Annotated in this window: 17 protein-coding genes and 1 other RNA gene; 16 read left to right on the top strand and 2 right to left on the bottom strand. The window is 34.8% G+C overall.

The genetic code is table 11. From position 1 onward, the window contains the following. The first annotated feature begins 60 nt into the window (after window positions 1–60). Window positions 61–1,164 (top strand): hypothetical protein, encoded by a 1,104-nt coding sequence (locus ACZM4J_RS02785; RefSeq protein WP_022164674.1) that lies wholly within the window; start codon window positions 61–63, stop codon window positions 1,162–1,164. A 196-nt stretch (window positions 1,165–1,360) separates the two neighbouring features. On the opposite strand, the gene pyrG is transcribed toward ACZM4J_RS02785, so the two are convergent. Further along, on the bottom strand, window positions 1,361–2,959 hold the full coding sequence (gene pyrG, locus ACZM4J_RS02780; RefSeq protein WP_022164675.1) for a CTP synthase: 1,599 nt from the start codon (window positions 2,957–2,959) through the stop codon (window positions 1,361–1,363). Between the two features lie 326 nt (window positions 2,960–3,285). On the opposite strand from pyrG, the gene ftsH reads away from it, so the two are divergent. From ftsH to ACZM4J_RS02720, 12 genes are all read left to right on the top strand, one after another. Next, window positions 3,286–5,352 carry an ATP-dependent zinc metalloprotease FtsH gene (gene ftsH / locus ACZM4J_RS02775; protein WP_022164676.1) on the top strand — a complete coding sequence of 689 codons (2,067 nt, stop codon included), beginning with the start codon at window positions 3,286–3,288 and terminating at the stop codon, window positions 5,350–5,352. A 213-nt stretch (window positions 5,353–5,565) separates the two neighbouring features. Next, the gene (gene uvrC / locus ACZM4J_RS02770) at window positions 5,566–7,488 is read left to right on the top strand and encodes an excinuclease ABC subunit UvrC (protein WP_022164677.1); all 1,923 of its coding nucleotides are present in this window, start codon (window positions 5,566–5,568) and stop codon (window positions 7,486–7,488) included. 74 nt (window positions 7,489–7,562) lie between these two features. Beyond that, the gene (gene hprK, locus ACZM4J_RS02765; protein WP_022164678.1) at window positions 7,563–8,504 is read left to right on the top strand and encodes an HPr(Ser) kinase/phosphatase; all 942 of its coding nucleotides are present in this window, start codon (window positions 7,563–7,565) and stop codon (window positions 8,502–8,504) included. 23 nt (window positions 8,505–8,527) lie between these two features. Further along, window positions 8,528–9,466, top strand: coding sequence for an ROK family glucokinase (locus ACZM4J_RS02760; protein WP_022164679.1), 939 nt, complete (start codon window positions 8,528–8,530; stop codon window positions 9,464–9,466). Window positions 9,467–9,487: 21 nt separating this feature from the next. Continuing rightward, window positions 9,488–10,378, top strand: coding sequence for a UDP-N-acetylmuramate dehydrogenase (gene murB / locus ACZM4J_RS02755; protein ID WP_022164680.1), 891 nt, complete (start codon window positions 9,488–9,490; stop codon window positions 10,376–10,378). 18 nt (window positions 10,379–10,396) lie between these two features. Continuing rightward, window positions 10,397–11,260: an RNase adapter RapZ gene (gene rapZ / locus ACZM4J_RS02750; protein ID WP_117999763.1), complete on the top strand. Its 864-nt coding sequence runs from the start codon at window positions 10,397–10,399 to the stop codon at window positions 11,258–11,260. 26 nt (window positions 11,261–11,286) lie between these two features. Then, window positions 11,287–12,231 (top strand): DNA-binding protein WhiA, encoded by a 945-nt coding sequence (gene whiA, locus ACZM4J_RS02745; RefSeq protein ID WP_489485568.1) that lies wholly within the window; start codon window positions 11,287–11,289, stop codon window positions 12,229–12,231. 22 nt (window positions 12,232–12,253) lie between these two features. Further along, entirely contained in the window at window positions 12,254–12,508 is a 255-nt protein-coding gene (locus ACZM4J_RS02740; protein ID WP_022164683.1) for an HPr family phosphocarrier protein, read from the top strand. A gap of 345 nt (window positions 12,509–12,853) precedes the next feature. After that, window positions 12,854–15,331, top strand: a complete 2,478-nt coding sequence (locus tag ACZM4J_RS02735; RefSeq protein ID WP_022164684.1) for a beta-1,3-glucanase family protein — start codon at window positions 12,854–12,856, stop codon at window positions 15,329–15,331. A gap of 506 nt (window positions 15,332–15,837) precedes the next feature. Further along, window positions 15,838–17,133, top strand: a complete 1,296-nt coding sequence (locus ACZM4J_RS02730; protein ID WP_022164685.1) for a putative ABC transporter permease — start codon at window positions 15,838–15,840, stop codon at window positions 17,131–17,133. A gap of 176 nt (window positions 17,134–17,309) precedes the next feature. Beyond that, entirely contained in the window at window positions 17,310–20,795 is a 3,486-nt protein-coding gene (locus ACZM4J_RS02725) for a DNA polymerase III subunit alpha (protein WP_428245239.1), read from the top strand. Between the two features lie 109 nt (window positions 20,796–20,904). After that, entirely contained in the window at window positions 20,905–21,687 is a 783-nt protein-coding gene (locus tag ACZM4J_RS02720) for a TrmH family RNA methyltransferase (protein WP_022164688.1), read from the top strand. A 178-nt stretch (window positions 21,688–21,865) separates the two neighbouring features. On the opposite strand, the gene ACZM4J_RS02715 is transcribed toward ACZM4J_RS02720, so the two are convergent. Further along, entirely contained in the window at window positions 21,866–22,579 is a 714-nt protein-coding gene (locus tag ACZM4J_RS02715; RefSeq protein ID WP_022164689.1) for an adaptor protein MecA, read from the bottom strand. A 484-nt stretch (window positions 22,580–23,063) separates the two neighbouring features. Between ACZM4J_RS02715 and ACZM4J_RS02710 the strand changes: the two genes are divergently transcribed. From ACZM4J_RS02710 to ffs, 3 genes are all read left to right on the top strand, one after another. Continuing rightward, a complete protein-coding gene (locus ACZM4J_RS02710) occupies window positions 23,064–24,851 on the top strand; it encodes a glycosyl hydrolase family 18 protein (protein ID WP_022164690.1) in 1,788 nt (595 codons plus the stop codon). Between the two features lie 117 nt (window positions 24,852–24,968). Then, window positions 24,969–25,421, top strand: a complete 453-nt coding sequence (gene tadA / locus ACZM4J_RS02705) for a tRNA adenosine(34) deaminase TadA (protein WP_022164691.1) — start codon at window positions 24,969–24,971, stop codon at window positions 25,419–25,421. Window positions 25,422–25,481: 60 nt separating this feature from the next. Then, window positions 25,482–25,742: signal recognition particle sRNA large type (gene ffs, locus ACZM4J_RS02700), an RNA gene on the top strand. The last annotated feature ends 137 nt before the right edge of the window (window positions 25,743–25,879 follow it).

The following is a 25,879-nucleotide window of genomic DNA, read 5'->3' as shown; positions in this document are numbered from 1 at the left end:
ACCGATTTAATAATCTATATTTCATATTACCTACTTGTAAATATTAAAAAGGAGAAGGATATGAATATGAAGAAAATCTTATCAATTGCCTTATCACTTGTTATGATAATGGCACTATTCACAGGTTGCGGAAGCAACAAAAACGCAAAGACAAAAGATAATGGCTCTTACTTTAAAGAAGTAAAGAAGATGCAGGAAATTAAGACAGGAACAGGGGAAGTAGAACTTTCATTTGATGTAAGTGCAGATTCAATCAAGAAAGATAAAACTATACCTGCCAAGTTCAAGAAGGATGGCAAGATACAGGGCAAGTTAAAAGTTGAGACAACAACAGAATCAACATCAAAGCTTGCCGCTAAAATCTCACTTCAATATTTAACAGATACTTATGAAGAATTGACAACAGTTGTAATTGATGGTTCAAAATTATATATGAATATGGGTTCAATATCTAAATTCATAAGTAAAATTGACAGTGAGTCAGGAAAACAGTTTGAAAGCTCCTTAAAGCAGATTGGTGCCACAGGATATGTTTCACTTAATTTAAATCAGGTTGCGGATTTATTAGAAATAGACAAGGAAGCTTTCGCTAAGGCAGTGACATCATCTACAAAGATTAATACAAAGGTATATGATTCATTAGAAAAAGATTTCTCATCATTACAGGGAAAAGACGGAAATGACTATACGCTTACAGTAAATGGTGAAAACGCTGATGCAGCAGTTACAGCTTTAGTAAGCTTCTGTGACAATTCATTAAAGGATATTTATAATGAATTAATGGACGTTTACATTGAAGCATTTGGTGCAGATTCAACTATTGGAAAACAGTATGCTGACATGAAAAAAGACACAAAGGATGTTGACAATGCAATTAAGAAAGTTAAAGACAACAAAGATAAAATTGTAAGTGCAATTAAAGATTCAAATGCTAATATTGTATCAAAGGCAAAAGTAACAGGTGACAAGGGTAGCAGAAAAGGAACTATCTCTATTGAAACAGGAGAAATCAAGAATGATGATGCATCAATGAATATTTCATTAACATTAAACATAACAGAAGGAAAGCCTTCAGTTAAGGATTTAGTTCCAACAGAAAACGTAACTGACTTAACTTCTATTATAACAATGCTTTCATCACAGATGTCAGGTAAGGGATTATAGAAAGTTGAGCATAAAAATTCCCTAACAATAGCCGGCGGACAACGGGGATAATTAACAGTAGATGTTGTAATTAATCATAATTATTAACACAGATGAATAATTATGGAAATAATGTTAATAATACACAAAAAAAGTAGCGATAATGATAATTTGGAAATGTTCCCATTACATTATCGCTACTTTTGTATTTTTTTTATTATTTGTTATTTAATGCAGCTTCAACAAATCCCAAGAACAATGGATGAGGTCTGTTAGGACGGCTCTTAAGTTCAGGATGTGCCTGAGTTGCAATAAAGAATGGATGAGATGGTATTTCAACCATTTCAATAATTCTGCCGTCAGGAGAAATACCTGAAAGCATCATACCATTATCTGTTAAAACTTTTCTAAAGTCATTGTTTACTTCAAATCTGTGACGGTGACGTTCATGAATTAATTCTTCTCCATATAATTCATAAGCTTTGCTGTTCTTGTCAAGTTTACATGGATAAGAACCAAGTCTTAATGTACCACCAATATCTGTTACACCTTCCTGATCAGACATAAGGCTGATAACAGGATGAGTAGTTGAAGGATCAAGTTCAATACTGTGTGCATCTCTGTATCCAACAACATCTCTTGCAAATTCAACAATTGATAACTGCATTCCAAGGCAAAGTCCTAAGAATGGTATATTGTTTTCTCTTGCGTATTTAATAGCTGCAATCTTACCGTCGATTCCACGACTTCCAAAACCACCGGGAACTAAAATTCCTGAAACATCTGAAAATACTTCAGCAGCGTTTTTGTTTGTTACTGTTTCAGAATCAACCCATTTAATATTTACTGTAGCACTGTTTGGATAGCCTGCATGCTTTAATGATTCAACAACACTGATATAAGCATCGTGTAAAGCAATATATTTTCCAACTAAGGCAACTGTAACTTCCTTTGTAGGATTCTTAGCAGCCTTAACCATTGCTTTCCAGTCATCTAAATCAGGTTCAGGACAATCAAGCTTTAAGCTGTTGCAAACGATTTCTGCAAGATGCTCTTTTTCCATTGCAAGAGGTGCTTCATAAAGCATGTCGACTGTAAGGTTCTGTACAACGTTACTTGCAGGCACATTACAGAATAAGCTGATTTTGTCTTTTAAGTTGTCATCAATTTCATGTTCTGTACGGCAAACAACCACATCTGGCTGTATGCCAAGTCTTTGAAGCTCCTTAACACTCATCTGAATTGGTTTTGTTTTCATTTCTTCAGATGCAGGTAAGTAAACCATAAGGGCAACATGAATTAAAATACAGTTCTCGCGACCAACATCATGCTGGAACTGTCGAATGGCTTCAATGTAAGGCTGAGATTCAATATCTCCAACTGTGCCACCAACTTCAATAATTGCAATTTCTGTTTCTTCGCTTAAACTTCTGTAGAAGCGACTTTTAATTTCGTTTGTAATGTGAGGAATAACCTGAACTGTTCCACCACCAAAATCACCACGTCTTTCTTTTTCAAGAACAGACCAATAAACCTTACCGGTAGTTACATTTGAGTTTTTTGTTAAGCTTTCATCAATGAATCTTTCATAGTGTCCTAAGTCAAGGTCTGTTTCAGCACCGTCATCTGTTACGAAAACTTCACCATGCTGGACAGGATTCATTGTACCCGGGTCAATGTTAATATATGGATCAAACTTCTGCATAGTTACTTTGTAACCACGAGCTTTAAGAAGTCTTCCAAGAGAAGCGGCTGTAATTCCTTTACCAAGACCTGAAACTACACCACCAGTTACAAAAACGTACTTCACTGCCATGTGATTTTTCCTCCACTGTATTATTTATAAATTTTTTAAAAATTGTTTTTTTAATAAATTCCTAAATATGTAGTATAACCAAAATATTGATTTTAATTAATATTTCGTATTATAAAACACACCATAATAGTGTACTACAATCAAGATTCAGATTCCATAACAAAATAAATTTTGTTAAAAATTAATGAAATATTAAACAAAATTTAACATAAATTAAGCACGATATGGTATATTGTTAAGTATAAAATAAAGCACCTGTAGCATATTGTAATTTATACGGAAATCTATGACAAAAAATATCAAAGGTGGAAAGGATACCAGACTAAATGGATAACAACAGAAACATACCCCCTCGTAATAATCAGGGTGGACCTAACAATCAAAAGAAAAATAAAATAATATCAGTAGTTGTAACTCTTATAGTGGCATTGATTTTTACAAGTTTAATGTCTTATATGTTTGACTCAGCAACAAAGAAAGAAATAACTTATAATCAGTTTATTGATTTGCTGGATCAGGGCCAGGTAGAGAAAGTTACATTTGATGCAAACAAGATTTATATAGTTCCAAAAACAGATGGAACACCCCTTATTAAGACAACATTTTGGACAACAAAATTAGATGATCCTGATTTAATTACAGATTTAAAGGATAAATATGCCGGCGTGTCATTTAAGGCAGAAGCGTCAAGTGCAAGTACTAGTATTTTATATATGCTACTTGAATGGGTATTGCCACTTGTATTTTTCTGGGCAATGCTAATGTTCATAATGAGAAAGACCACAGGCGGAAAAGGCGGTGGCGGTGTATTTGGCGTAGGAAAGTCAAATGCAAAGATTTATATACAGAAAGAAACAGGTGTTACATTTAAAGATGTTGCAGGACAGGAAGAAGCAAAGGAATCAGTAGTGGAAATGGTAGATTTCTTACACAATCCGGGCAAGTACACAGCAATTGGTGCAAAACTTCCAAAGGGCGCTTTGTTAGTAGGACCTCCGGGAACAGGTAAAACTCTTCTTGCAAAGGCTGTAGCCGGTGAAGCAAAGGTACCGTTTTTCTCGCTTTCAGGTTCTGACTTTGTAGAAATGTTTGTAGGTGTTGGCGCTTCAAGAGTTAGAGATTTATTTAAGCAGGCGGAAGAAAATGCACCATGTATTGTATTCATTGATGAAATTGACTCGATTGGTAAAAGTCGTGACTCACGATACGGTGGTGGAAATGATGAGCGTGAACAGACACTTAATGCATTACTTGCAGAGATGGATGGTTTTGACTCATCAAAAGGTATTTTAATTTTAGCAGCAACAAACAGACCGGAAGTTTTAGATCCGGCACTTTTAAGACCAGGACGTTTCGACAGACGAGTTATAGTTGACACACCTGATTTTAAGGGCAGACTTGAAACATTAAAGGTACATTCAAAAGATGTTAAGTTAGATGAGACAGTTGATTTAGATGCTATTGCAAACATTACAAGTGGTGCAGTTGGATCTGATCTTGCAAATATGGTAAATGAAGCAGCAATCAATGCTGTTAAATGTGGCAGAAAAGCAATTTCACAGGATGACTTAATGGAAGCTGTTGAAGTTGTAATTGCCGGTCGAGAAAAGAAAGACAGAATCTTAAGTAAAGAAGAAAAGAAGATTGTGTCATATCATGAAGTTGGACATGCACTAGTTGCAGCAATACAAAAACATGCAGAACCTGTACAGAAGATTACAATTGTTCCAAGAACAATGGGTTCATTAGGCTATGTTATACAGGCACCTGAAAAGGAAAAATACTTAATGTCAAAAGATGAATTAAGTGCAGAACTTGTAACATTGCTTGCAGGTAGAGCTTCAGAAGAAATCGTGTTTGATTCAGTAACAACAGGAGCATCAAATGATATGGAGAAGGCAACTAAGATTGCCCGCTCAATGATTGCTCAGTATGGTATGTCAGAAAAATTTGGCTTAATGAGTCTTGAACAGATTAGTGACCCATATTTAGGTGGTCATTCTCAGTTAAACTGTAGCGATAAGACTGCAACAGAAATTGAAGAAGAAGTTAAGATTCTTCTAAAACAGAAATACGAAGAAGCAAAGAAACTTCTTCAGGAAAACAGAGATAAGCTTGATAAAATAGCCAAGTTCCTTTATGAAAAGGAAACAATTACCGGAAAACAGTTTATGGATATTTACCATAAATGTGATGAACCTGAAGCAAGGGAAGAGACTATACAAACTGTAGAAACTGTTGAAAATGCAAGGGAAGAAGCAGTACAGCCTACAGAAGAAACTGTAGCAAAGGAAGAGACAGTACAGCCAGCAGAAGAAACTACTACAAGGGAAGAGACTACACAAACTGTAGAAACTGTTGAAGATGCAAAAGAAGATACTACAGAAAAGTAATAACAAATAATTATAAAAAGATAATAGCCCACAACAGGAACATTAAGAAAAATTAGCAGAATTATGTTAATTTAATAATCAGATGTTCCAGGGCAAATTAAATAAGGTGGTTGCAAACAATAGTATATGTTTGGGACCACCTTATTAATCTTTGTTAGGACAGCTATATATGATACAATGATAAAAGTAAAACATTTGATGGAAGGGTAAGAAATGAGTGGTTTTAACATACAGGAAGAATTGAAGAAAATGCCGGATACACCGGGAGTATATTTAATGCATGATAAGCATGATGATGTAATATACGTTGGGAAGGCGATTAATTTAAAAAGACGTGTAAGCTCTTATTTTAGGCAAAGCACAAAGAAAAGTCTGAAAATTCAGTCAATGGTAACACAGATTGTCCGCTTTGAATATATCCTAACTGACTCAGAATTAGAGGCTTTGATTTTAGAGTGTAACCTTATAAAAGAATACCGCCCTAAATATAATACAATGCTTATGGATGATAAAACTTATCCATACGTAATGGTAACCACAAGGGAAAACTATCCAAGGATTGTCATGGCAAGAAGAATGAAAAAAGATGGTAACAAATATTTTGGACCTTTTACAAGTGGCGGGGCAGTAAGGGATACTATTGATTTGCTACAAAAAATGTATCACATTAGAAGCTGTAGAAAATCAATTATAGTAAAACATGATGAAAACTATAAAGCAAATTCAAATAATACAGCAACAAAAGAAATACCAACTGTAAACGGCAGACCATGTCTCTACTACCACATGGGACAATGTGGTGGGGCATGTCAGGGTTACATTTCAGTGGAAGAATATAAGGAAAATGTTAATAAGGCAATTAAATTTCTTGAAGGCAATTACAGAGAGACAATCAAGGAACTTGAAGAAAAAATGCAGGCTGCATCAGCAGAATTAGATTTCGAACAGGCAATGGAATACAGAGATTTAATTAACAGCATCAATCACGTAGCCGGCAACCAAAAAATTACAACCCACAAATTTGAAAACAGAGATATTATTGCATACGCAGAAGAAGGAAGTGATGCAGTAGTACAGGTTTTCTTTGTAAGAAACGGAAAGCTCATAGGCAGGGAACATTTTTATTTAACAACAGTCCCGGGAGATACGGGAAAAGATATTATTACAAGTTTTATCAAGCAGTATTATATTGGCACTCCGTTTATTCCTAATCAGTTGCTTGTTCAAGAAGAAGTGGATGAACCGGAGCTATTGTCTGAAATGTTAAGCAGAAATCAGAATTATAAAGTTAAAATTGTTAATCCTAAAAAAGGAAGCAAGGAAAAACTTGTGGAATTGGCTGCAAAGAATGCACAAAATCTTTTGGAACAAAACAAAGAAAAATATAGAAGAGAACAGAAGAAAACTGTTGGCGCTGTAAAAGAAATAGAACAGTTAATAGATGTTCACAACATTCACAGAATGGAATCTTACGATATATCTAACACCAACGGATACGAGTCAGTTGCATCCATGATTGTTTATGAAGATGGAAAACCAAAAAGAAATAATTACAGAAAATTTAAAATTAAAACAGTACAGGGACCTGATGACTATGCAAGTATGGAAGAAGTTTTAACAAGAAGGTTTAAACATGGTCTGGATGAAAGAGAAAAAATGGATAAGGAAGGCAACAGTGATTATGAGCTGGGAAGCTTTTCAAAATTTCCGGACCTTCTTTTAATGGATGGTGGAAAAGGTCAGGTAAATGTGGCGCTTCGTGTGTTAGATGAACTTAAAATAAACATACCTGTATGTGGTATGGTAAAGGATGATAATCATAGAACTAGAGGCTTATATTACAATAATTTGGAAATACCAATAGATACAAGATCTGAGGCTTTTAAACTGATAACAAGAATTCAGGATGAAACCCATAGGTTTGCAATTGAGTATCATAGAAGCCTTAGAAACAAAAAAGAGGTAAAATCAATATTAGATGACATACCGGGAGTTGGTCCATCAAGAAGAAAAGCTTTAATGCTTTATTTTAAATCAATAGAGGCAATAAGAGAGGCTGATGTAGACCAATTATTAAAAGTGACTTCCATTAATGAAAAAGTGGCGAAAGATATATACAAATTTTTTCACAAATGATAGAATAGCAGTGGGTAATTGCGCATTTTTGCGTAGAGAGAACGAAAATAAAAAGACCTATAAGGAGGTAGATTATGGCAACAAATCAGGATATATATATACCATTAACCAAAATTGTTGATAATTATGGATTAATTAACCATACACCGGAAATTAACACAGATGAAATCAGAATTAATATTCCGGAAGTAAACAGACCGGCGCTACAGCTTGCCGGCTTCTTTGAACATTTTGACAAGGAAAGAGTTCAGATTATAGGAAATGTTGAATATGCTTTTTTGGATAACATGCAGCGTCAGAACAGACAGTGGGTTTACGAAAAATTAATGAGTAGCGGTATACCTTGTCTTATTTTATGTAGAGGAAACAAGCCTGATGAAGATATGGTGGCAGCAGGACTTAGACATGGCGTGCCTATTATGTCAACACATTTTGACACATCAAGATTCAACGCAGAACTTTCAAGATGGTTAAATGTTGAACTTGCACCTTGTATTACAAGACATGGTGTTTTAGTTGATGTTTACGGTGAAGGCGTTTTAATAATGGGTGAAAGCGGAATCGGAAAAAGTGAAGCAGCACTTGAACTTATTAAGCGTGGACACCGTCTGGTAACAGATGATGTTGTAGAAATAAGAAGAGTAAGTGCAGAGACGCTTATAGGAACATCACCTGCCATTACAAAGCATTTTATTGAGTTAAGAGGTATTGGAATTATTGATGTAAAAGCTTTGTTTGGTGTAGAAAGTATTTTGGATTCTGCAAGTATTGACATGGTTATTCAGTTAGAAGAATGGAGAAGAGACAAGGACTATGACAGAATGGGCTTGGATGACCAGTATACAGAGTTCTTAGGAAACAAGGTTATTTGCCATAAAATACCTATCAGACCAGGTAGAAATCTGGCTGTTATAGTTGAAGCGGCTGCTGTAAACCACAGACAGAAGCGTATGGGATACAATGCAGCAAGAGAATTGTACAAGAGAGTACAGGAAAACATGGAAAAAGGTGATTAATAATTTTAAATGGAGGATATATAATGAAAAAATATTGTTTTGGAGTAGACGTTGGAGGAACAACAGTAAAAATCGGATTTTTTAACGTAGATGGCACTATGTTAGACAAATGGGAAATCGTAACAAATACAGACAACGGTGGAGAAGCTATTTTAGGAGACATTTGTAAGTCTCTTGATGATAAATTAGCAAAAGAAAACATTCAGATAGATGAAGTAAAAGGAATTGGAATTGGTCTTCCGGGACCTGTTCTTTCAGATGGAACTGTTTTACAGTGTGTAAATCTTGGCTGGGGCAAGTTAAATGTGGAAGAGAAACTTTCATCTATGTTCCATGGAGTTACTGTTAAAGCCGGCAATGATGCAAACGTTGCAGCTTTAGGAGAAGCATGGAAAGGTGGCGGAAAAGATTACGATGATGTTGTTATGATTACACTTGGAACAGGTGTAGGCGGTGGCGTTATTATTGGAAACAATATTTTAACAGGTTACAATGGTGGTGCAGGAGAAATAGGTCACTTCCATATGAACGACGAAGAAACAGATGTATGTGGTTGTGGTAAGAAAGGCTGTCTTGAACAGTACGCATCAGCTACAGGTGTTGTAAGACTTGCCAAGAGATACATGGCAGACAATGATGACACAAAGATGAAAGAATTTGGCGACAATATTACAGCTAAAGATGTATTTGACCTTGCAAAAGAAGGAGACCAGGGAGCAAATGTTGTTGTAAAACAGATGGGAACATATTTAGGAAGAGCAATGGGCTTTATTGCGGCAACTGTTAATCCACAGGCATTTATCATCGGTGGTGGTGTAAGTAAAGCCGGTCAGTTCCTTATTGATGCAATTACTGATACATATAGAAATGTAAGTTTTAAAGCCTGTTCAGAAGCAGCAGTATGTTTAGCTGAACTTGGAAATGATGCAGGAATGTATGGAGCAGCAGCTCTTGTAAAATAAATTGAAAGAGAGTGTGTTAGATTGTTTGAAATTTTAAAAAATATTGTTGGTGAAGATTATATAAGAGAAAATGAACCAATGGGAAAGCATTGCACTTTCAGATGTGGTGGTAATGCAGATTTATATGTAATGCCCGGTTCAATTGAGGAGTTATCTTCAGTAGTTAAGGCATGTAGAGAAAATGATTATCCATTTATGGTTATAGGAAATGGAAGTAATATTCTTGTAAAAGACCAGGGCTATAAGGGAGCAATTATTGAAGTAAATAACAGAATTAATTCAGTTGATGTAATTGGTGATGAAATAGTTGCTGATGCCGGGGCTAAATTGTCAAGTGTGGCAATGGTAGCCTATGAAAATGACCTGGCAGGTTTTGAATTTGCTCATGGCATACCGGGAAATGTAGGTGGCGCAGTTGTAATGAATGCCGGTGCTTACGGTGGAGAAATAAAGGATGTTATAAAATGGGCAAAAGTCCTTACTGAAGATGGAGAAGTTGTTACACTTAATGCAGAAGAATTAGAATTAGGTTATAGAACAAGCATTGTTCAAAAGAAAAACATGATAGTTCTTCAAATGTGTATTAAGTTAGATTTAGGAAGTCAGGAAGAAATTGCACTTATAATGCAAATGTTCATGCAGAAAAGAAGAGCAAAGCAACCTCTTGAATATCCTAGTGCCGGTAGTACTTTTAAAAGACCTGAAGGTTATTTTGCAGGCAAATTAATTGAAGATGCAGGTCTTAGAGGCTATCAGGTTGGTGGCGCAATGGTTTCAGAAAAACATTGTGGTTTCGTGATTAACTATGACAATGCAACAGCAACAGATATTTTACAGTTAATGGATGATGTAAAAGCAACAGTAAAAGAACAATTTGATGTAGAATTAGAACCTGAAGTTAAAATTATATAGCTAGTTGGAGGAAACAGTATGCGTTTTGTTATTGTAACAGGAATGTCAGGGGCAGGAAAAATAACAGCACTTAAAATATTCGAAGATAACGGCTACTATTGTGTAGATAATCTTCCAATAGATTTAATTGAAAATTTTGCAGACCTATTGTTTGCACAAACAAGTGAAAAAAACAAGGTGGCAATAGGTGTGGATATTAGAAGTGGTGAGAATTTAGATCGTATAAATGAAGTGCTTACTCACATGAAGAAAAAGGAACAAAATTATGAAATACTATTTTTGGACTGCAATAACAGCACTTTGATTAAAAGATTTAAGGAAACCAGACGTAGTCATCCAATGGGTGATGCAGACAGCGTGGAAAATGAAATCGAAGCAGAGCGAGTGAAACTTGCATATCTTAGAAAAAATGCAGATTACATAATTGATACAAGTAATCTTTTAGTGCGCGATTTAAGAGCAGAAGTGGAAAAAATATTTGTTATGAATCAAGATTACAGAAACTTGTTTGTAACAATAATGTCTTTTGGTTTTAAATATGGAGTACCGGCAGATTGCGACTTGGTTTTTGACGTAAGGTTTTTGCCAAATCCGTACTATGTACCTGAACTTAAGCATAAAACAGGCGAGCAGCAGGAAGTAAGAGATTATGTTTTGGCATCTCCTGTATCAACAGAGTTTTTAGAGAAATTAATCGACATGATTAAGTTCCTGATACCAAATTATATTGACGAAGGAAAGAATCAGTTGGTAATTGGTATTGGTTGTACAGGTGGTCATCACAGATCTGTTACTGTAGCAAATGAACTGTATAGACAGTTAAACAATATGGATGCAAATTACGGCATACGAATATCTCATAGGGATATTTTAAGAAACTAAAGGGACTAGAATAGAAAGTTAAATATATGAGTTTTTCGATAAAAGTAAAAAATGAATTAGCCAATCATATAAGCAATGCCACACATTGTAGAATAGCAGAATTAGCTGCACTAATCTCCATGTGTGGTAGTGTTATAATTGACGAAAATAATAATTACAAAATAAGAATAAAAACAGAAACACAACCTACAGCAGAAAAAATTAAAAAGCTGTTGTGGAAAACATTTAAAGTAGATGTTGATATTTCTACCAGAGAAAATGCATATTCAAAAGTGGGAAGAACATATACTTTATTAGTAGGCGACCACCAGCAGGCGCTTAAAATATTACAGGCTACTAAGCTAATTAACGAAAATAATGAAATTGGAGAGAATTTTTCAATTACAAATAATATTGTAATTATGAAAGATTGCTGCAAAAGAGCCTTTATTAGAGGGGCTTTTATGGCGGCAGGTTCCATTAGTGATCCTAATAAATCTTATCATTTTGAAATCAAATGTAACAGTGAAAAAAAGGCAAAGCAGCTTATAGAATTACTAGAAAATTATAATATTGATGGAAAAATGGTTGCAAGAAAAGGTGGTTATGTGGTATATATCAAAGAAGGCGAAGGCATCGTTGACGTGTTAAATGTTATGGAAGCCCATGTTTCCTTAATGGAAATGGAGAATGTAAGAATACTTAAAGGTATGAGCAATTATTATAATAGACAGGTTAATTGTGAAACCGCCAACATAAAGAAGACCGTGGCAACTTCGGTGAGACAAATCGACGATATCGACTTTATTATACAAAATAAGGGCATAGATTATTTGCCGGAGAAACTACAAGATATCGCATGGGTTAGAAAAGAGAATCCTGATGCATCTTTGCAGGAGCTGGGAGAAATGCTAGATCCTCCCCTTGGAAAGTCAGGAGTAAACCATCGATTGAGAAAAATTTGTCAGATTGCACAGAAATTAAGGGGATAGCCCTAAGGAGGAGAGATTTAAAATGACAACTAGAGATGTTACAATTGAAATCAAACAGGGATCAGATGTAAGTCCGGTAGCAAAATGTGTACAGGTTGCAAGCCAGTTTACAAGCAAGATTTATGTGGAGTACGAAACAAAGAAGGTTAATGCTAAAAGCATTATGGGAATGATGGCATTAGGAATTGCAGCAGGACAGACAGTTACAATTTCAGCAGACGGAGAAGATGAGACACAGGCTATTGACAGTATTGAAAAATATTTAGGAAACAAATAGTTAGTACAATTATTAGAAAGAGAATAAATAATTTAGAAATTTCCAATTGAGAAAAATATAACAATTTTAATTATAGAAAAATCTAATATATTTTTATAAAAAGTCATAACAATGATAAGTTTTTTGCAATCTGAACTTATTTGTTATGACTTTTTTATGTAATAAGAAATGTATAAAACTATTTTTATTTTTTGAATAAAAATACCATAAAAAATAATTTTATGAAAAAGTGTACCTTCTATAAAAAAGCACTCCTTTTTTGAACTGTTTTTATATTGTAAAAATATAATCATAGGAAGAACGGTTTAGATTAATGTAAAAAAAGAAAAAAGGAGGATTTTTTTGATGAAATTTAAAATTTCAAAAAAACTTTTAGCAACAGTGTTAGCTATTGCCATGGTAGTAACGGGATTGGGCATAAATAACACAAGTAAGACAACAAAAGCAGCTTCTCTTGGAAGCAGTGGGGATTATGAGGTAACAGCTGAAGATGTTTCTTCTAGCGTATGTAAAATAAATTTTAACAGTAAAAACTATGCTGCATATGCAATTCTTCATTATAAAGTTAATGATGGAGCACAGCAGAATGTAACAATGAGTGGAAGTGATAAGCAGTTCCAGTACAGCATTAACGGTTTAAAGAAGGGCGATAAGCTTACATGTGTATTTACATATAACAAGGGCAATGCTCAGTATGACACAAGTGAAATGACATATGTTACAGGTAGTACAAGTTCTACAGATGCTAACATACAGGCACCTTTTGGTTTAGTAGTAAACAGTCCAAAAGATAATACAGTTAGTGTTGTATGGGGACGTGGAAATATTGATTCATACAATGTATACATTGACAACGACAAGGTTGCAAACAAAGTAACTTGCGGTTACTACGAATATGGCAATATTTCAGCAGGTACACATACAGTTTCAGTTACAACAGTTTCAGGTTCAAGGGAATCAGCAAAGACTTCATTATCAGTAACTGTAAAAGGACAGAAACAGCAGGTGACAACAGCAGCACCAACTACAACAACAGAAAAAGGTGTTGTATATATTTATCAGGATATTAATTATGGCGGTAGAGTTGCAGCTTTAAATGAAGGAAGATACAACCTTGCAGCATTACAGGCAAAAGGATTTAGAAATGATGATTTATCTTCATTAAAGGTTGCAAGTGGATATGAAGCAATTCTTTATTATGATGACAACTTCCAGGGAGAGTCAAGAAGAATTACGTCAGATACTGCTTGGATTGGTTCAGATTTTAACGACAGAACATCATCAATTATTGTACAGAAAAAGACAGTTGAAACAACTACAACAGTTAAGGTAACAGAAAAAGAAAATACAGATACAGGTATTGCTAAACCATTTGGCTTGGTAGTAAGCAATCCATCAGCAGGAACAATTGGAGTTGTATGGGGACGTGGAGATATTAATTCATACAATGTATATATTGATGGAAAGAAAGTAGCAAGTAAAGTTGGTTGTGCGTACTATACATATACAGGCTATTCACAGGGAACACATACAGTAGCAATTACTACAGTATCAGGTGATAAAAAATCAGAAAAAACAACAATGTCAGTTAATGTTTCACAGGGCTCAAGTCAGACTCCAAATAAGAAACCTGCTGCAACAAAGCCATCAACAACAACACCAAGTACTAACATAGGAACAGATGTGCCACAGCTTGATTCAAGCATTCCTGTAAGAAGTGACAAAATGTTCTTACAGCTTAACAACAAAACAAATGGAAAGTACAAAGATAGTGAAATCTATTGGATTGTACTTGGAAGAAATAAAAATCATGAAATTTGTTATTTAGACGCACAGGGAAACCTTGTTAAAGCAAGCGAATCACTTAATACAGTTACAAAGAATGGTAGAAAATGTGCAAATGTTGCCCATTCTATGGCAGAAGCAAAATATGTATATTTGCCGGATATTGAATCAGGAAGAATGTATTTAAGTTACGGTGAACCTGTTTACGTAACATTCATTAATGGTGCTGATGGAAAAGTAGGTTATGCAGGACCTGACTTAAATAATCCATCAGATCCTAACAGTGACGTATTATTTGAATTTGCAGAATTTACAGTAACAAATAAAGAATATTGGGGCAATACAACAAGAGTTGACTTCTTTAGCTTTCCAGTTGTAACAAGATTAGTAGGACAGGGTGGATTTGATAACCGTCCGGGAGATTACCCAACATATGATAAGACAGTTGGTGATATAGGAACAAGAGATCAGATTTTCAATGCATGGAAGAACAGTGCACCTGCAGCATGGAAGAGTCTTTACGACGGAAAGAGAATTATGGCTCCATGTAAGACAACTTTCAATGAAGGAAAAGAAAACGGACATTACTTTGACAACTATATTAATGAATTTTGGAATAAATACTCAAATGAAACATTAGTATTCAGGTGTGATGCCGGAACATTTAGAGGTAGAGTTAGTGGAGATCACATGACATTTACAAAAGATGGTGACGGTGGAACATACACAATTTACAAACCAACAACACAGGATGTGTTAGAAGGAAAAGGAAACTTTAACAGAGGAAATTCAACAGAATTAGTAATTGAAGCACAGCTTTGTGCAGCATTTAACAGAGGTGTTGCAACAGATCCTGCAAATTATCAGAATCCAAGTGCTTATTACAAAAATGGAACATACAACTATTATAGCAAGTTCTTACATGAACATTCTGTAAATAATTTCTCATATGGTTTCTGTTATGATGATGTAAATGATCAGAGTACACTTCTTCATTACACAAACCCAACAGCATTGATACTTGACCTTAAATGGTAATAATATAGACAGACACAAACCTTTCGATGTTTTTCTCAATATATTATAGGGCGAAGCTACTTCATCAATTTGGTGGAGTAGCTTCATTTCTGTTGCCGGGCTTAATTTCTGTTGCCAGGCTTCTTTCCTATTGCCGGGCTGACGGTTAAATTAGAACGATAGGCAGTATTTCGTTATCTGAGCTAGCCTAGCTACAATCGCGAGAGATTGTTTGAAACCGCGTAGCGGTTGAGTTATCGATAGCGATTGTTAATAGGCGGCGCAGCGAAGATAGAAATACAACATGTTCTAATTTAATCGTCAGCCCGGCAACAGTAGAGAATGGCACCGGGGTGTTGACAAATGTGTTGAATTTAAAATATACTTTTTAGTATGTTTTAGAAATGATGTAAATTAATTTAGATTATTAAAAGAGCTGAACTATAATTTGTACTTAAGAGAAGTTGCTAGAAACTATAATGTATAAATAAAAGTTAAAAATAGAAATACTGAAGAGGGATTAAGTAATGTCAATATACCAATTATTATGGTTGTTTCTGATTTATTCTTTTGTGGGATGGATTTTGGAAACAATTTTTGCAATTACCAAGCAGAGAAAAATTATTAATAGAGGTTTGATTAATGGGCCGTTTTGTACCGTTTATGGTTTTACGGGAGTGCTGATTACTGTTGCACTTAAAGATTTGTCAGGTGTATGGTTGTTTCTTTTCTCAGCTATATATGCTTCTGTAATTGAATGGGTAGCAGGAAAGATTATTGAAAAAATCTGCCATGAAAGATGGTGGAACTATGAAAATAATAAGTTTAACTTAGGTGGCTATATTTCTCTTCAAACTTCGGTGCTTTGGGGAGCGTTAGGATTTATAGCGGTTACTTTTACGAATAGCCTGTTAATTGATGCTTATAAACTTATACCTTTTATGGTTGTAAGAATTATATTGATTGTTGTAGTTATTGCATTAGCTGCGGATATGATTTTCTCACTTCTGATTCTTTACTATAATGGTAGAGGAATTGAGAAGGTTAAGAGTGCAAACAATAATTTTACTAAGTTAAGCAGAAAACTTGAAAAATGGTTAATAAGTAGAGTTAATAATAGAAAGAATAAGGCTTATCCTAAAACTGTAAAAGTAGAAAAGGAAGCAAAGGACAAAACAGTATTTGCCTATGGGTGTGGTTTTTACAAGTTGGTTGTTTTGTTTTTTGTAGGTGCCTTTGTAGGAGATATTATAGAAACTATTTTTTGCCGAATTACCATGGGAGAATGGATGAGCAGAAGTAGTGTTGTGTGGGGCCCTTTTAGTATTGTGTGGGGACTGGCAATTGCAGCAGCTACTCTTATGCTTTACAAGTATAAGGACAGAAGTGACGGTTTTCTTTTTCTTATAGGAACCGGATTAGGTGGGGCTTATGAGTATTTGTGCAGCGTGTTTACAGAAATAGTTTTTGGAAAAGTTTTTTGGGATTACAGCGATATACCTTTTAATTTAGGTGGTAGAATTAATTTACTTTATTGTTTCTTTTGGGGAATCGCAGCGGTAGTGTGGTTTAAGTTGATTTACACAAGACTTTCAAAAGTAATAGAAAAAATTCCTGTTAAGTTTGGTAAAATAACAACTTGGATTTTGGTTGTTTTTATGATTGCAAATGTACTTATGTCATGTTTTGCTTTAACAAGATATGACCAGAGAGAAAAGGGTATAGATGCTAAACAGTCATGGCAGGTTTGGCTGGATAAACATTACGACGACGAAAAAATGATGAGAATTTATCCAAATGCCATAGTAACAAACAAAAAATAGAAGTATAATTACTGTTATGCAATGGAATGATTTAGAATTTCCCTATAGAGTAATGAATGTTTCAATATGTATACATTCTGGTGTGAAAAGAAAACAGTTGAGAGACAACGCTTATCAGATGAGAACGTTGTAAGGAACAGTATTGGTTCCATATAGATTATAGAGAAGGATAAAAGATGGCATTTACACATTTACATGTCCATACAGAATACAGTCTGTTGGATGGTTCAAGTAAAATAAAAGAAATAACAAAAAGAGCAAAAGAGCTTGGTATGGACAGCCTTGCCATAACAGACCATGGAGTTATGTATGGGGCGATTGATTTTTACAGAGCTGCATTGGCTAATGATATTAAACCAATTATTGGCTGTGAAGTTTATGTGGCTCCGGGTTCCCGTTTCGATAAAGAGGCAAATGCAGGTGAGGACAGATACTATCACCTTATTTTGCTTGCGGAAAATAATACAGGTTACGAGAATCTTTGTAGAATTGTATCGAAAGGGTTTGTAGACGGATTTTATTATAAGCCTAGAGTAGATTATGAAGTTCTTGAAAAATTTTCTGAAGGTATTATTTGTCTTAGTGCCTGTCTTGCAGGTGAGGTTCAAAGATATCTTGCAAGAGACGAGTACGAGAAGGCAAAAGAGGCAGCAGTTCGTCATTTGAATATTTTCGGAAAAGATAATTATTTTTTGGAATTACAGGACCATGGAATTCCTGAACAGAAAACAGTAAATCAGGCTTTGTTAAGATTAAGCAAGGAATTAGATATAGACTTAGTTTGTACAAATGATGTTCATTATACATACGCTGATGATGTGGAAGCACATGATATTTTGCTGTGTATCCAGACAGGTAAGAAAAAATCTGATGAAGATAGAATGCGTTATGAAGGGGGCCAGTTTTATTTAAAATCAGAAGAAGAGATGGCTTCTCTTTTTAAATATGCACCACAGGCATTGGAAAATACTCACAAGATTGCTGAGAGATGTAATGTAACATTTGAATTTGGTGTTACAAAACTTCCCAACTTTGAAGTGCCTGAAGGCTATACGCCTTGGACTTATTTAAAAGAATTATGCGAGGATGGTCTTCACAGAAGATATCCTGTTTTTAGCGGAGAAGTAGATGAACACTGTAAATTAACAAAAGAGCAGTTACAGGAAAGATTAGATTATGAATTAAATACAATTAAAAGTATGGGGTATGTAGAATACTTTTTGATTGTGTGGGATTTTATACATTATGCAAAATCAAATGGTATAGCAGTAGGCCCGGGTAGAGGTTCAGCAGCCGGCAGTATTGTTTCTTATTGCTTGGAAATAACAGATATTGAGCCAATGAGATACAATTTGCTGTTTGAACGTTTCCTTAATCCGGAGCGTGTATCCATGCCCGATATTGACGTGGACTTTTGTATTGAAAGACGTCAGGAAGTAATTGATTATGTAGGAAGAAAATATGGAAAAGACCATGTGGCGCAGATTGTTACTTTTGGTACATTAAAGGCAAAAGGTGTAATCAGAGATGTGGCGCGTGTTCTTGATATGCCATACGCACAGGCAGATGCGATTGCAAAAATGATTCCAAATGATTTACACATGACTTTGGAACTTGCCTTAAAACAAAATAAAGAATTAAAGAATCTCTATGACACAGACCCTGAAGTTAAATATTTAATAGACATGTCAATGAGACTTGAAGGTCTGCCAAGACATGCGTCCATGCATGCGGCAGGTGTTGTTATCTGTGCAAAACCTGTAGATGAATATGTACCGCTTTCAAGAGCAGCAGACGGTTCAATAACAACTCAGTACATTATGACAACCTTGGAAGAACTGGGGCTTTTGAAAATGGATTTCCTTGGCCTTAGAAACTTAACTGTTATTCAGAATGCTCAAAGATATATTAAGAAAAACAGAGGCATAGATTTAGATTTAAACAAAATAGATTATTCAGATAAAAAAGTTTTGGATTATATTGGAACAGGAAATACAGAAGGTATATTCCAGCTTGAAAGTGCCGGTATGAAAAACTTCATGAAGGAGTTAAAACCACAAAGTCTTGAAGATATAATTGCGGGTATTTCATTGTACCGACCGGGTCCAATGGATTTTATACCAAAGTATATAGAAGGAAAAAATAATAAGGACAGTGTAACATACGATTGCCCACAGTTAGAGCCAATTCTTGAGCCAACCTATGGCTGTATTGTTTATCAGGAACAGGTAATGCAGATTGTTAGGGACTTGGCAGGTTATACATTAGGTCGAAGCGATTTGCTACGAAGAGCCATGTCAAAGAAAAAGGCTGATGTAATGGCAAAGGAACGCCAGAAGTTTGTATATGGCGACGAGGAAGAAGGAGTAAAGGGTTGTATAAATAATGGAATCAGTGAAGAAATCGCAAACAAAATTTACGATGAAATGACTGATTTTGCAAAATATGCTTTTAACAAATCTCATGCGGCGGCTTATGCAGTAGTTGCCTATCAGACAGCTTATTTGAAGTATTACTATGCCGAAGAATTTATGGCAGCAATGCTTACGTCGGTAATGGACAACTCAGACAAGGTAGCTGAATATGTTTATTCCTGTCGTTCAATGGGCATTAAGATTTTACCGCCTGATATTAATGAAGGAGAGAGTGGCTTTTCAGCAGGGGATAAATGTATCCGTTATGGTTTAACAGCTATCAAAAATGTGGGTAAGGCAGTTATTGATGGCATAGTTGCAGAACGTGAAAGAAATGGCAAGTTTAAAGACTTAGAAGATTTCATCACAAGAACATCTTCAATAGGTGTTAATAAACGAGCTATTGAAAACTTTATAAAAGCTGGGGCTTTTGATTCTCTTGGAGCCACAAGAAAACAGATGATGATGGTTTATATTCAGATTATGGATGGTGTAAATCAGGAGAAAAAAGATGCCATGGCAGGTCAGACTTCATTTTTTGATTTTATTGATGATGAGGCTAAAGAGACTTACAAGGTTCAAATGCCAAATGTTGGGGAATATGATACAGCCCAGAAGTTAGAATTCGAAAAAGAGGTTATAGGAATTTATGCCAGTGGACATCCGCTTCAGGACCAGGAAGAAAAGTGGAGAAGAGTTATAACGAACATGACTTTGGACTTTGCAGAACCGGAAGAGGGCGAAGAGTCAAAAGTTCAGGATAAAAGTAAAGTAGTAGTTGGTGGAATTATTAGTAATGTAACCAGAAAGTTTACAAAGACAGGTGCTCAAATGGCATTTATTACTTTGGAAGATTTGGTTGGTACAATTGAAGTTATTGTATTTCCAAGGCAGTTTGACAACAGTAGAAGGCTTCTTGAAGAAGGACGAAAAGTATTTGTGGAAGGTCAGGTGAGCATTGAGGAAAATGCTGCAGGAAAAGTAATGGCAAATAAGATTCGTGATTTTAGTGAAGTGCCTTCAGAACTTTGGATAGCTTTTAAGGATAAGGAAACTTACATGGAAAAAGCACAGGAATTAACAGAAATAATTCTTGCTAACCATGGCAACGATAAGGTTATTGTTGCTTTGGCAAAAGAGCGTCAAAGAAAAATGATGCCACCACAATATTCTGTAAATATTACAGAAGGATTAATAAAGTTATTAAAAGAAAAGTACGGTGATGACTTTGTAAAGGTTAGACAGTAATCGTATATGGGACAGATTTGTAGGGGTAGGAAGTAATCGTATATTAGACAATTTATAAGGTTAGATACTAACCAGAGTATTAGACAATTTGTAAGGGTAGGTGAAATAAGTGATAACATCCGCGTCAAATGAGCAGATTAAACAAATAATACAGTTGAAAGAAAAATCGAAAGTTAGAAAACAGAAGAATCAGTTTGTTGTTGAAGGAATCAAGATGTTTTCAGAAATTCCTGATGACCAGCTTGTAGCAACTTATGTGTCGGAGTCTTTTGCAGAAGAAAATAAATATGCCTTTAAGGGAGAAAACTTTGAACTCGTAAGTGATAGTGTTTTTAAGAAAATATCAGATACAGTAACTCCACAGGGCATTATGGCAATTGTAGAGAAGAATGCTTACACATTAGATGATATTATTGAAAATGTAAACAATAATATTACTCAAAAAGGTCGTAGCTGTGTTGTAGTATTAGACAGATTACAGGATCCGGGAAATTTGGGCACAATTGTAAGAACAGGTGAAGGCGCAGGAATCTCTGGTATAATTATGAGCTCAGGGTGTGCTGATATTTATAATCCTAAAGTAATCCGTTCAACAATGGGGTCAATTTTCAGAGTGCCTTTTACTGTTGTTTCAGATTTGCCTGAAGCAATTGAAACTTTAAAAGAAAACAGTATTACAACTTATGCAGCTCACTTAAAAGGTGAAGAGTACAATAAAGGAGTTTTTGAAAAAAACGTTGCCCTTTTAATTGGCAATGAAGCTAAAGGCTTAAGCGATGAAGTGTCAGGGAAGGCTGATAGATTAATAAAGATTCCAATGGAAGGAAAAGTTGAGTCTTTAAACGCAGCCATTGCTACAGCAATTTTAATGTATCAATGTAGAGATGTATAATTATTTTGTATAGATGGTAATTAGAGTTGGAAGTATATTGCTGAAAGCCAATATACTGCTACAAAAAGGTATGGTGTTAGGAATGCGTATATTAAACATAATTAAAAAATACAGAATAGATAGTTGATAAGATAAGAAAATGGAAGGTTCATAAACAAACCTTCCATTTTCTTATGTGTTATATTTTTCCTAATTTTTCTATTGCTTTGTTTGCAACTATTTCTTCAAAATGTTCCATATAAAATAATTCTTTTGCGTATGTTGGAGTCTCTCTGTGTCCATTTTCTGTTAAGATGCTACATATCTTGTTAAGAATATGTTCATCCGTTGCCGGCATGCATAAAGACAAATAATATTTATTGTTAAAAGGTGATTTGTATAATGAACTGTCACCCTTATATGCAGAAGCTATCATGTTAGCCACAGAAATTACATCTCTTAAGTTGTCAAAAGAATAAATACTATATAGTAATGAATCATCATCGCCGTTTTCTTCTGAATATGGTTTTTGTGTCTCGCCATCACTTGAGTCGTCAATCTGTTCAATTTCGTTTAAATCGATTTCTAAGTCATCAAGGTGAGAAAGAAAACTATCTTTAAATTCTTTTGAGAAAAATTTTGAAAGATGTTCTTCTGTCTCTTCAGGATTTTCAACTTTGGTAATTACCAAAATAATGCTTTCCGGTGAAACAGGAATTGCTTCAACCATCAGTGGAATATCACCTACGTCGAAACCAAAATCGTCATTGGCTTGTTTCATCATATCCTGAAAAAGCTCTCTGGTCTTGCCCGAACCATATGCTAATTCGCTAATTTTTATATCGCGGTCAGCAAGATCTTCTTTTGTTAAAGTACAGCGAATCTGATTTTCATTTATTTTTTCAATCTTCATAAAAATCACCTCACATTTGATTACTTATATTCCTTCTAATAGTATATCCAATAAAATTAGAAGTGTAAAGTTTTTCAATTAGTAATATATAACAGTTACTTTGTATATAAAAAATTATAACAAATAACAGTATACAATATATATTCTAAAAGTGTATAAAATATGACAAATTTATAAAAATAATTATTAAAAAGCATAAAAAGCAAAACAACAAAAAAATATGTTGAAATATTAAAACAATATGTTATAATGAAAACATCATATACATTAGGGGATTTTTCACGAAAAGCATAACTTGACTAAATAATTAATAAGGTTGAGTTTCCCTATGAAAGCTATAGCTGTGAGCAGATTGTTATGAATAGATTTAAGAGAATGTTAAGAAAGTTTTCAAGAATCTTTACAATTTGTCCACAGCTATTTTCTTCACATACATTAGCTGATGTGTTATGATAACAAACGTAGGATGACGAAGGAGGAAAAAATGAAAAGAAACATAAAAGTGATTTTACTTACATCCCTTGTAACTTTGTCTATGTTTGTAGTAAGCGGATGTGATTTATTTATAAAAACTAATAAAGGAAGCGTTGACTTGAAATGGTACATGGGACTTACATATGAAGATGACAGCAAGAACGACGTTGCCTATAAGACATCTGTTGGTGACCAGGTAGCAGCAGTAGCTTTGGAAGATAAATACAGCGATGAATACGGAATCATCAAGGATACATCGGCTTATGTTAATATTGACACTGTTAAGTCAAATATTGATAAAAGATTTTATTGGGACAAGAAAGATAAGAAACTGTTTTTTACAAATGCAACAGAAGTATATTATGTAGATGAAAGCCAACCGACAATTATTCATGGCAATACAGATGAAACAGTGAATTACAAAGTATTTTTAAAAGAAAAGAAGAAATGTTATGTTAATTTACAGTTTATCCAGAAGTTCGTTGACTTAGACTCAAAGATAACAAAGAAGTCAGGCAAGGCACCGGCAATTATCAGTTTGAAATATACAAGCGGTGAGAAGACTACTTTTAAGACAGATAGCGAAATTGAAATGAGAACAAAAGGTGATTATCAGAACCTTATTGTTAAGACACTTTCAAAAGGCACAACTGTTACACTTCTTGGTTCAGGGAAAAACTGGGATAAAGTAAGAACAGATGACGGCTATATTGGTTATGTACCGGTTAAGGAATTAACTGATGAAAGTAAGAAAAAGGTATCTTACAAAAATGATGACAGTGAATATACACATATCGCTATGGATGGAAAAGTAAGTTTAGCCTGGAATCAGATATATAACCAGACAGCTAATAAGAATTTAGAATCACTTCTTTCTAAAACAAAAGACATAAATGTAGTTTCACCTACATGGTTTTCTCTTGTAGATAGAAACGGTAATTTATCAACATTGGCAGATTTGGATTATGTGGAAAAAGCTCATAAGAAAAATATACAGGTGTGGGCATTGTTTAATGATTTTACAGATAGAAATTTAACAAAAAAGGTGCTTACATCTACAAAACTTAGACAAAGACTTGTAACTAACATTATGTATTATGTAGACAGTTACGAACTTGATGGAGTCAACATTGATTTTGAATATATATCAAAAGATATAATCGATGATTATTTGCAGTTTTTAAGAGAACTTTCAGTAGAATGTAGAAAAAATAAGATTGTATTGTCAATTGATAATTATGCACCATCAGAGTGGAGTGGTTATTTTGACAGGGAACAGCAACTGAAATTAGCTGACTATCTTATTATAATGAATTATGATGAACATACTTCAGGCAGTAAAGAAGCAGGTTCAGTGTCATCTATGTCATACGCTGAGAATTCAATTAAAGAGACTATTAATCAGGCAAAGGATTCTTCAAGAATTGTCGGGGCAATACCATTTTACACAAGAGCTTGGAAGGAAACTCCTGAAGAGCACAGCGACGGAACAGGCGTTTTTGTAGAAGATGCGGCAAATGGTAATTACTATTTGGCAAGTGAAGCTCTTGGAATGGAAGCAGCAGAAAAAGCATATAATAGAGCAGGCGTTAAGCCGTCTTTTGATAAAACAACAGGTCAGAATTTTGTAACATATCAAAAGGGACATACGACAGTTTCAATTTGGCTTGAAGATGAAACATCAGTTAAATCAAGACTTGAATTGATGAAAAAATATAATTTAGCAGGAGCAGCTTATTGGTCATTGGGTCAGGAGAAAGCTGATATATGGAACATAATAGATCAGTATTTTGAATAACCTAAACGTAAGTAATCAAACTACACATGAGAAGGTTGGGATAAGCTTTTAGGAGTATTACAACTGTAGGGGATGCTACAACTGCAAGGAATATTACAACTGTAAGGAATGTTACAAATGGAAGAAAAATATATGAAACAGGCAATTGAGCAGGCGAAAAAAGCCCTGGCAATTGGAGAAGTGCCTATAGGCTGTGTTATTGTTTATGATGGTAAGGTTATAGGACGTGGCTACAACAGAAGAATGACAGATAAGAATACATTAAGTCATGCCGAACTAAATGCCATAAAGAAGGCAAGTAAGAAATTGGATGATTGGCGACTGGATGATTGCGAAATGTATGTAACAACTGAACCATGCCAAATGTGTGCAGGTGCAATAGTTCAGGCTAGAATTAAAAAAGTCTATATTGGTTGCATGAATCCAAAGGCAGGTTGTGCAGGTTCCATTATGAATCTTCTTCAGGTAGATAAGTTTAACCACCAGGTTGAAATTGAGTCAGGAATAATGAAAGAAGAATGTAGTACATTGTTGAAAGATTTTTTTAAAAAATTAAGAAATCGCGGTTGACAAAAAAATGCCTGTAGGGTATGCTTAAACTCGATTGTAAAAAAATACGATATAACACTTCCGCGCAGCCGGGGAGATAGCGGCGCCCTGTACCTGCAATCCGCTACAGCAGGGGTGATGATTTGCCTAGGGGATATTTTGTAGGGCTGCCCTTTATAAGTGGTGTTGACGTTTGGGTCTTATGCAACAGAATCCTGTGAACCGTGTCAGGTCAGGAATGAAGCAGCACTAAGCAGATCGTTTTGTGTGACATGAGGAAGCCTAGACCGAGCTAACTGTAAAGGTAACGCTTATGGGATATTCACAAAGCAAATCGCGCGGATTAATAATAAAAGAAGCTGAAACTTTTAATTTAGAATGTACCGACCCCCAAAAGTTAGACCTAAAAATCTAACGATTGGAGGTCGGTATTTTTATGGCAAAATACAGTTATGAATTCAAAAAGCAGGTTGTTGAAG

This window comes from Eubacterium sp. (assembly GCF_057858645.1).
This window is presented reverse-complemented; position numbering and strand designations above follow the sequence as displayed.

Excerpts from the sequence above, each read along its gene's own strand:
- ACZM4J_RS02760 (WP_022164679.1), top strand. The coding sequence starts at position 8,528 with ATGAAAAAATATTGTTTTGGAGTAGACGTTGGAGGAACAACAGTAAAA.
- ACZM4J_RS02785 (WP_022164674.1), top strand. The coding sequence starts at position 61 with ATGAATATGAAGAAAATCTTATCAATTGCCTTATCACTTGTTATGATA.
- ftsH (WP_022164676.1), top strand. The coding sequence starts at position 3,286 with ATGGATAACAACAGAAACATACCCCCTCGTAATAATCAGGGTGGACCT.
- whiA (WP_489485568.1), top strand. The coding sequence starts at position 11,287 with ATGAGTTTTTCGATAAAAGTAAAAAATGAATTAGCCAATCATATAAGC.
- ACZM4J_RS02710 (WP_022164690.1), top strand. The coding sequence starts at position 23,064 with ATGAAAAGAAACATAAAAGTGATTTTACTTACATCCCTTGTAACTTTG.
- ACZM4J_RS02740 (WP_022164683.1), top strand. The coding sequence starts at position 12,254 with ATGACAACTAGAGATGTTACAATTGAAATCAAACAGGGATCAGATGTA.
- ACZM4J_RS02715 (WP_022164689.1), bottom strand. The coding sequence starts at position 22,579 with ATGAAGATTGAAAAAATAAATGAAAATCAGATTCGCTGTACTTTAACA.
- ACZM4J_RS02730 (WP_022164685.1), top strand. The coding sequence starts at position 15,838 with ATGTCAATATACCAATTATTATGGTTGTTTCTGATTTATTCTTTTGTG.
- rapZ (WP_117999763.1), top strand. The coding sequence starts at position 10,397 with ATGCGTTTTGTTATTGTAACAGGAATGTCAGGGGCAGGAAAAATAACA.
- tadA (WP_022164691.1), top strand. The coding sequence starts at position 24,969 with ATGGAAGAAAAATATATGAAACAGGCAATTGAGCAGGCGAAAAAAGCC.
- uvrC (WP_022164677.1), top strand. The coding sequence starts at position 5,566 with ATGAGTGGTTTTAACATACAGGAAGAATTGAAGAAAATGCCGGATACA.
- hprK (WP_022164678.1), top strand. The coding sequence starts at position 7,563 with ATGGCAACAAATCAGGATATATATATACCATTAACCAAAATTGTTGAT.
- ACZM4J_RS02725 (WP_428245239.1), top strand. The coding sequence starts at position 17,310 with ATGGCATTTACACATTTACATGTCCATACAGAATACAGTCTGTTGGAT.
- pyrG (WP_022164675.1), bottom strand. The coding sequence starts at position 2,959 with ATGGCAGTGAAGTACGTTTTTGTAACTGGTGGTGTAGTTTCAGGTCTT.
- ACZM4J_RS02735 (WP_022164684.1), top strand. The coding sequence starts at position 12,854 with ATGAAATTTAAAATTTCAAAAAAACTTTTAGCAACAGTGTTAGCTATT.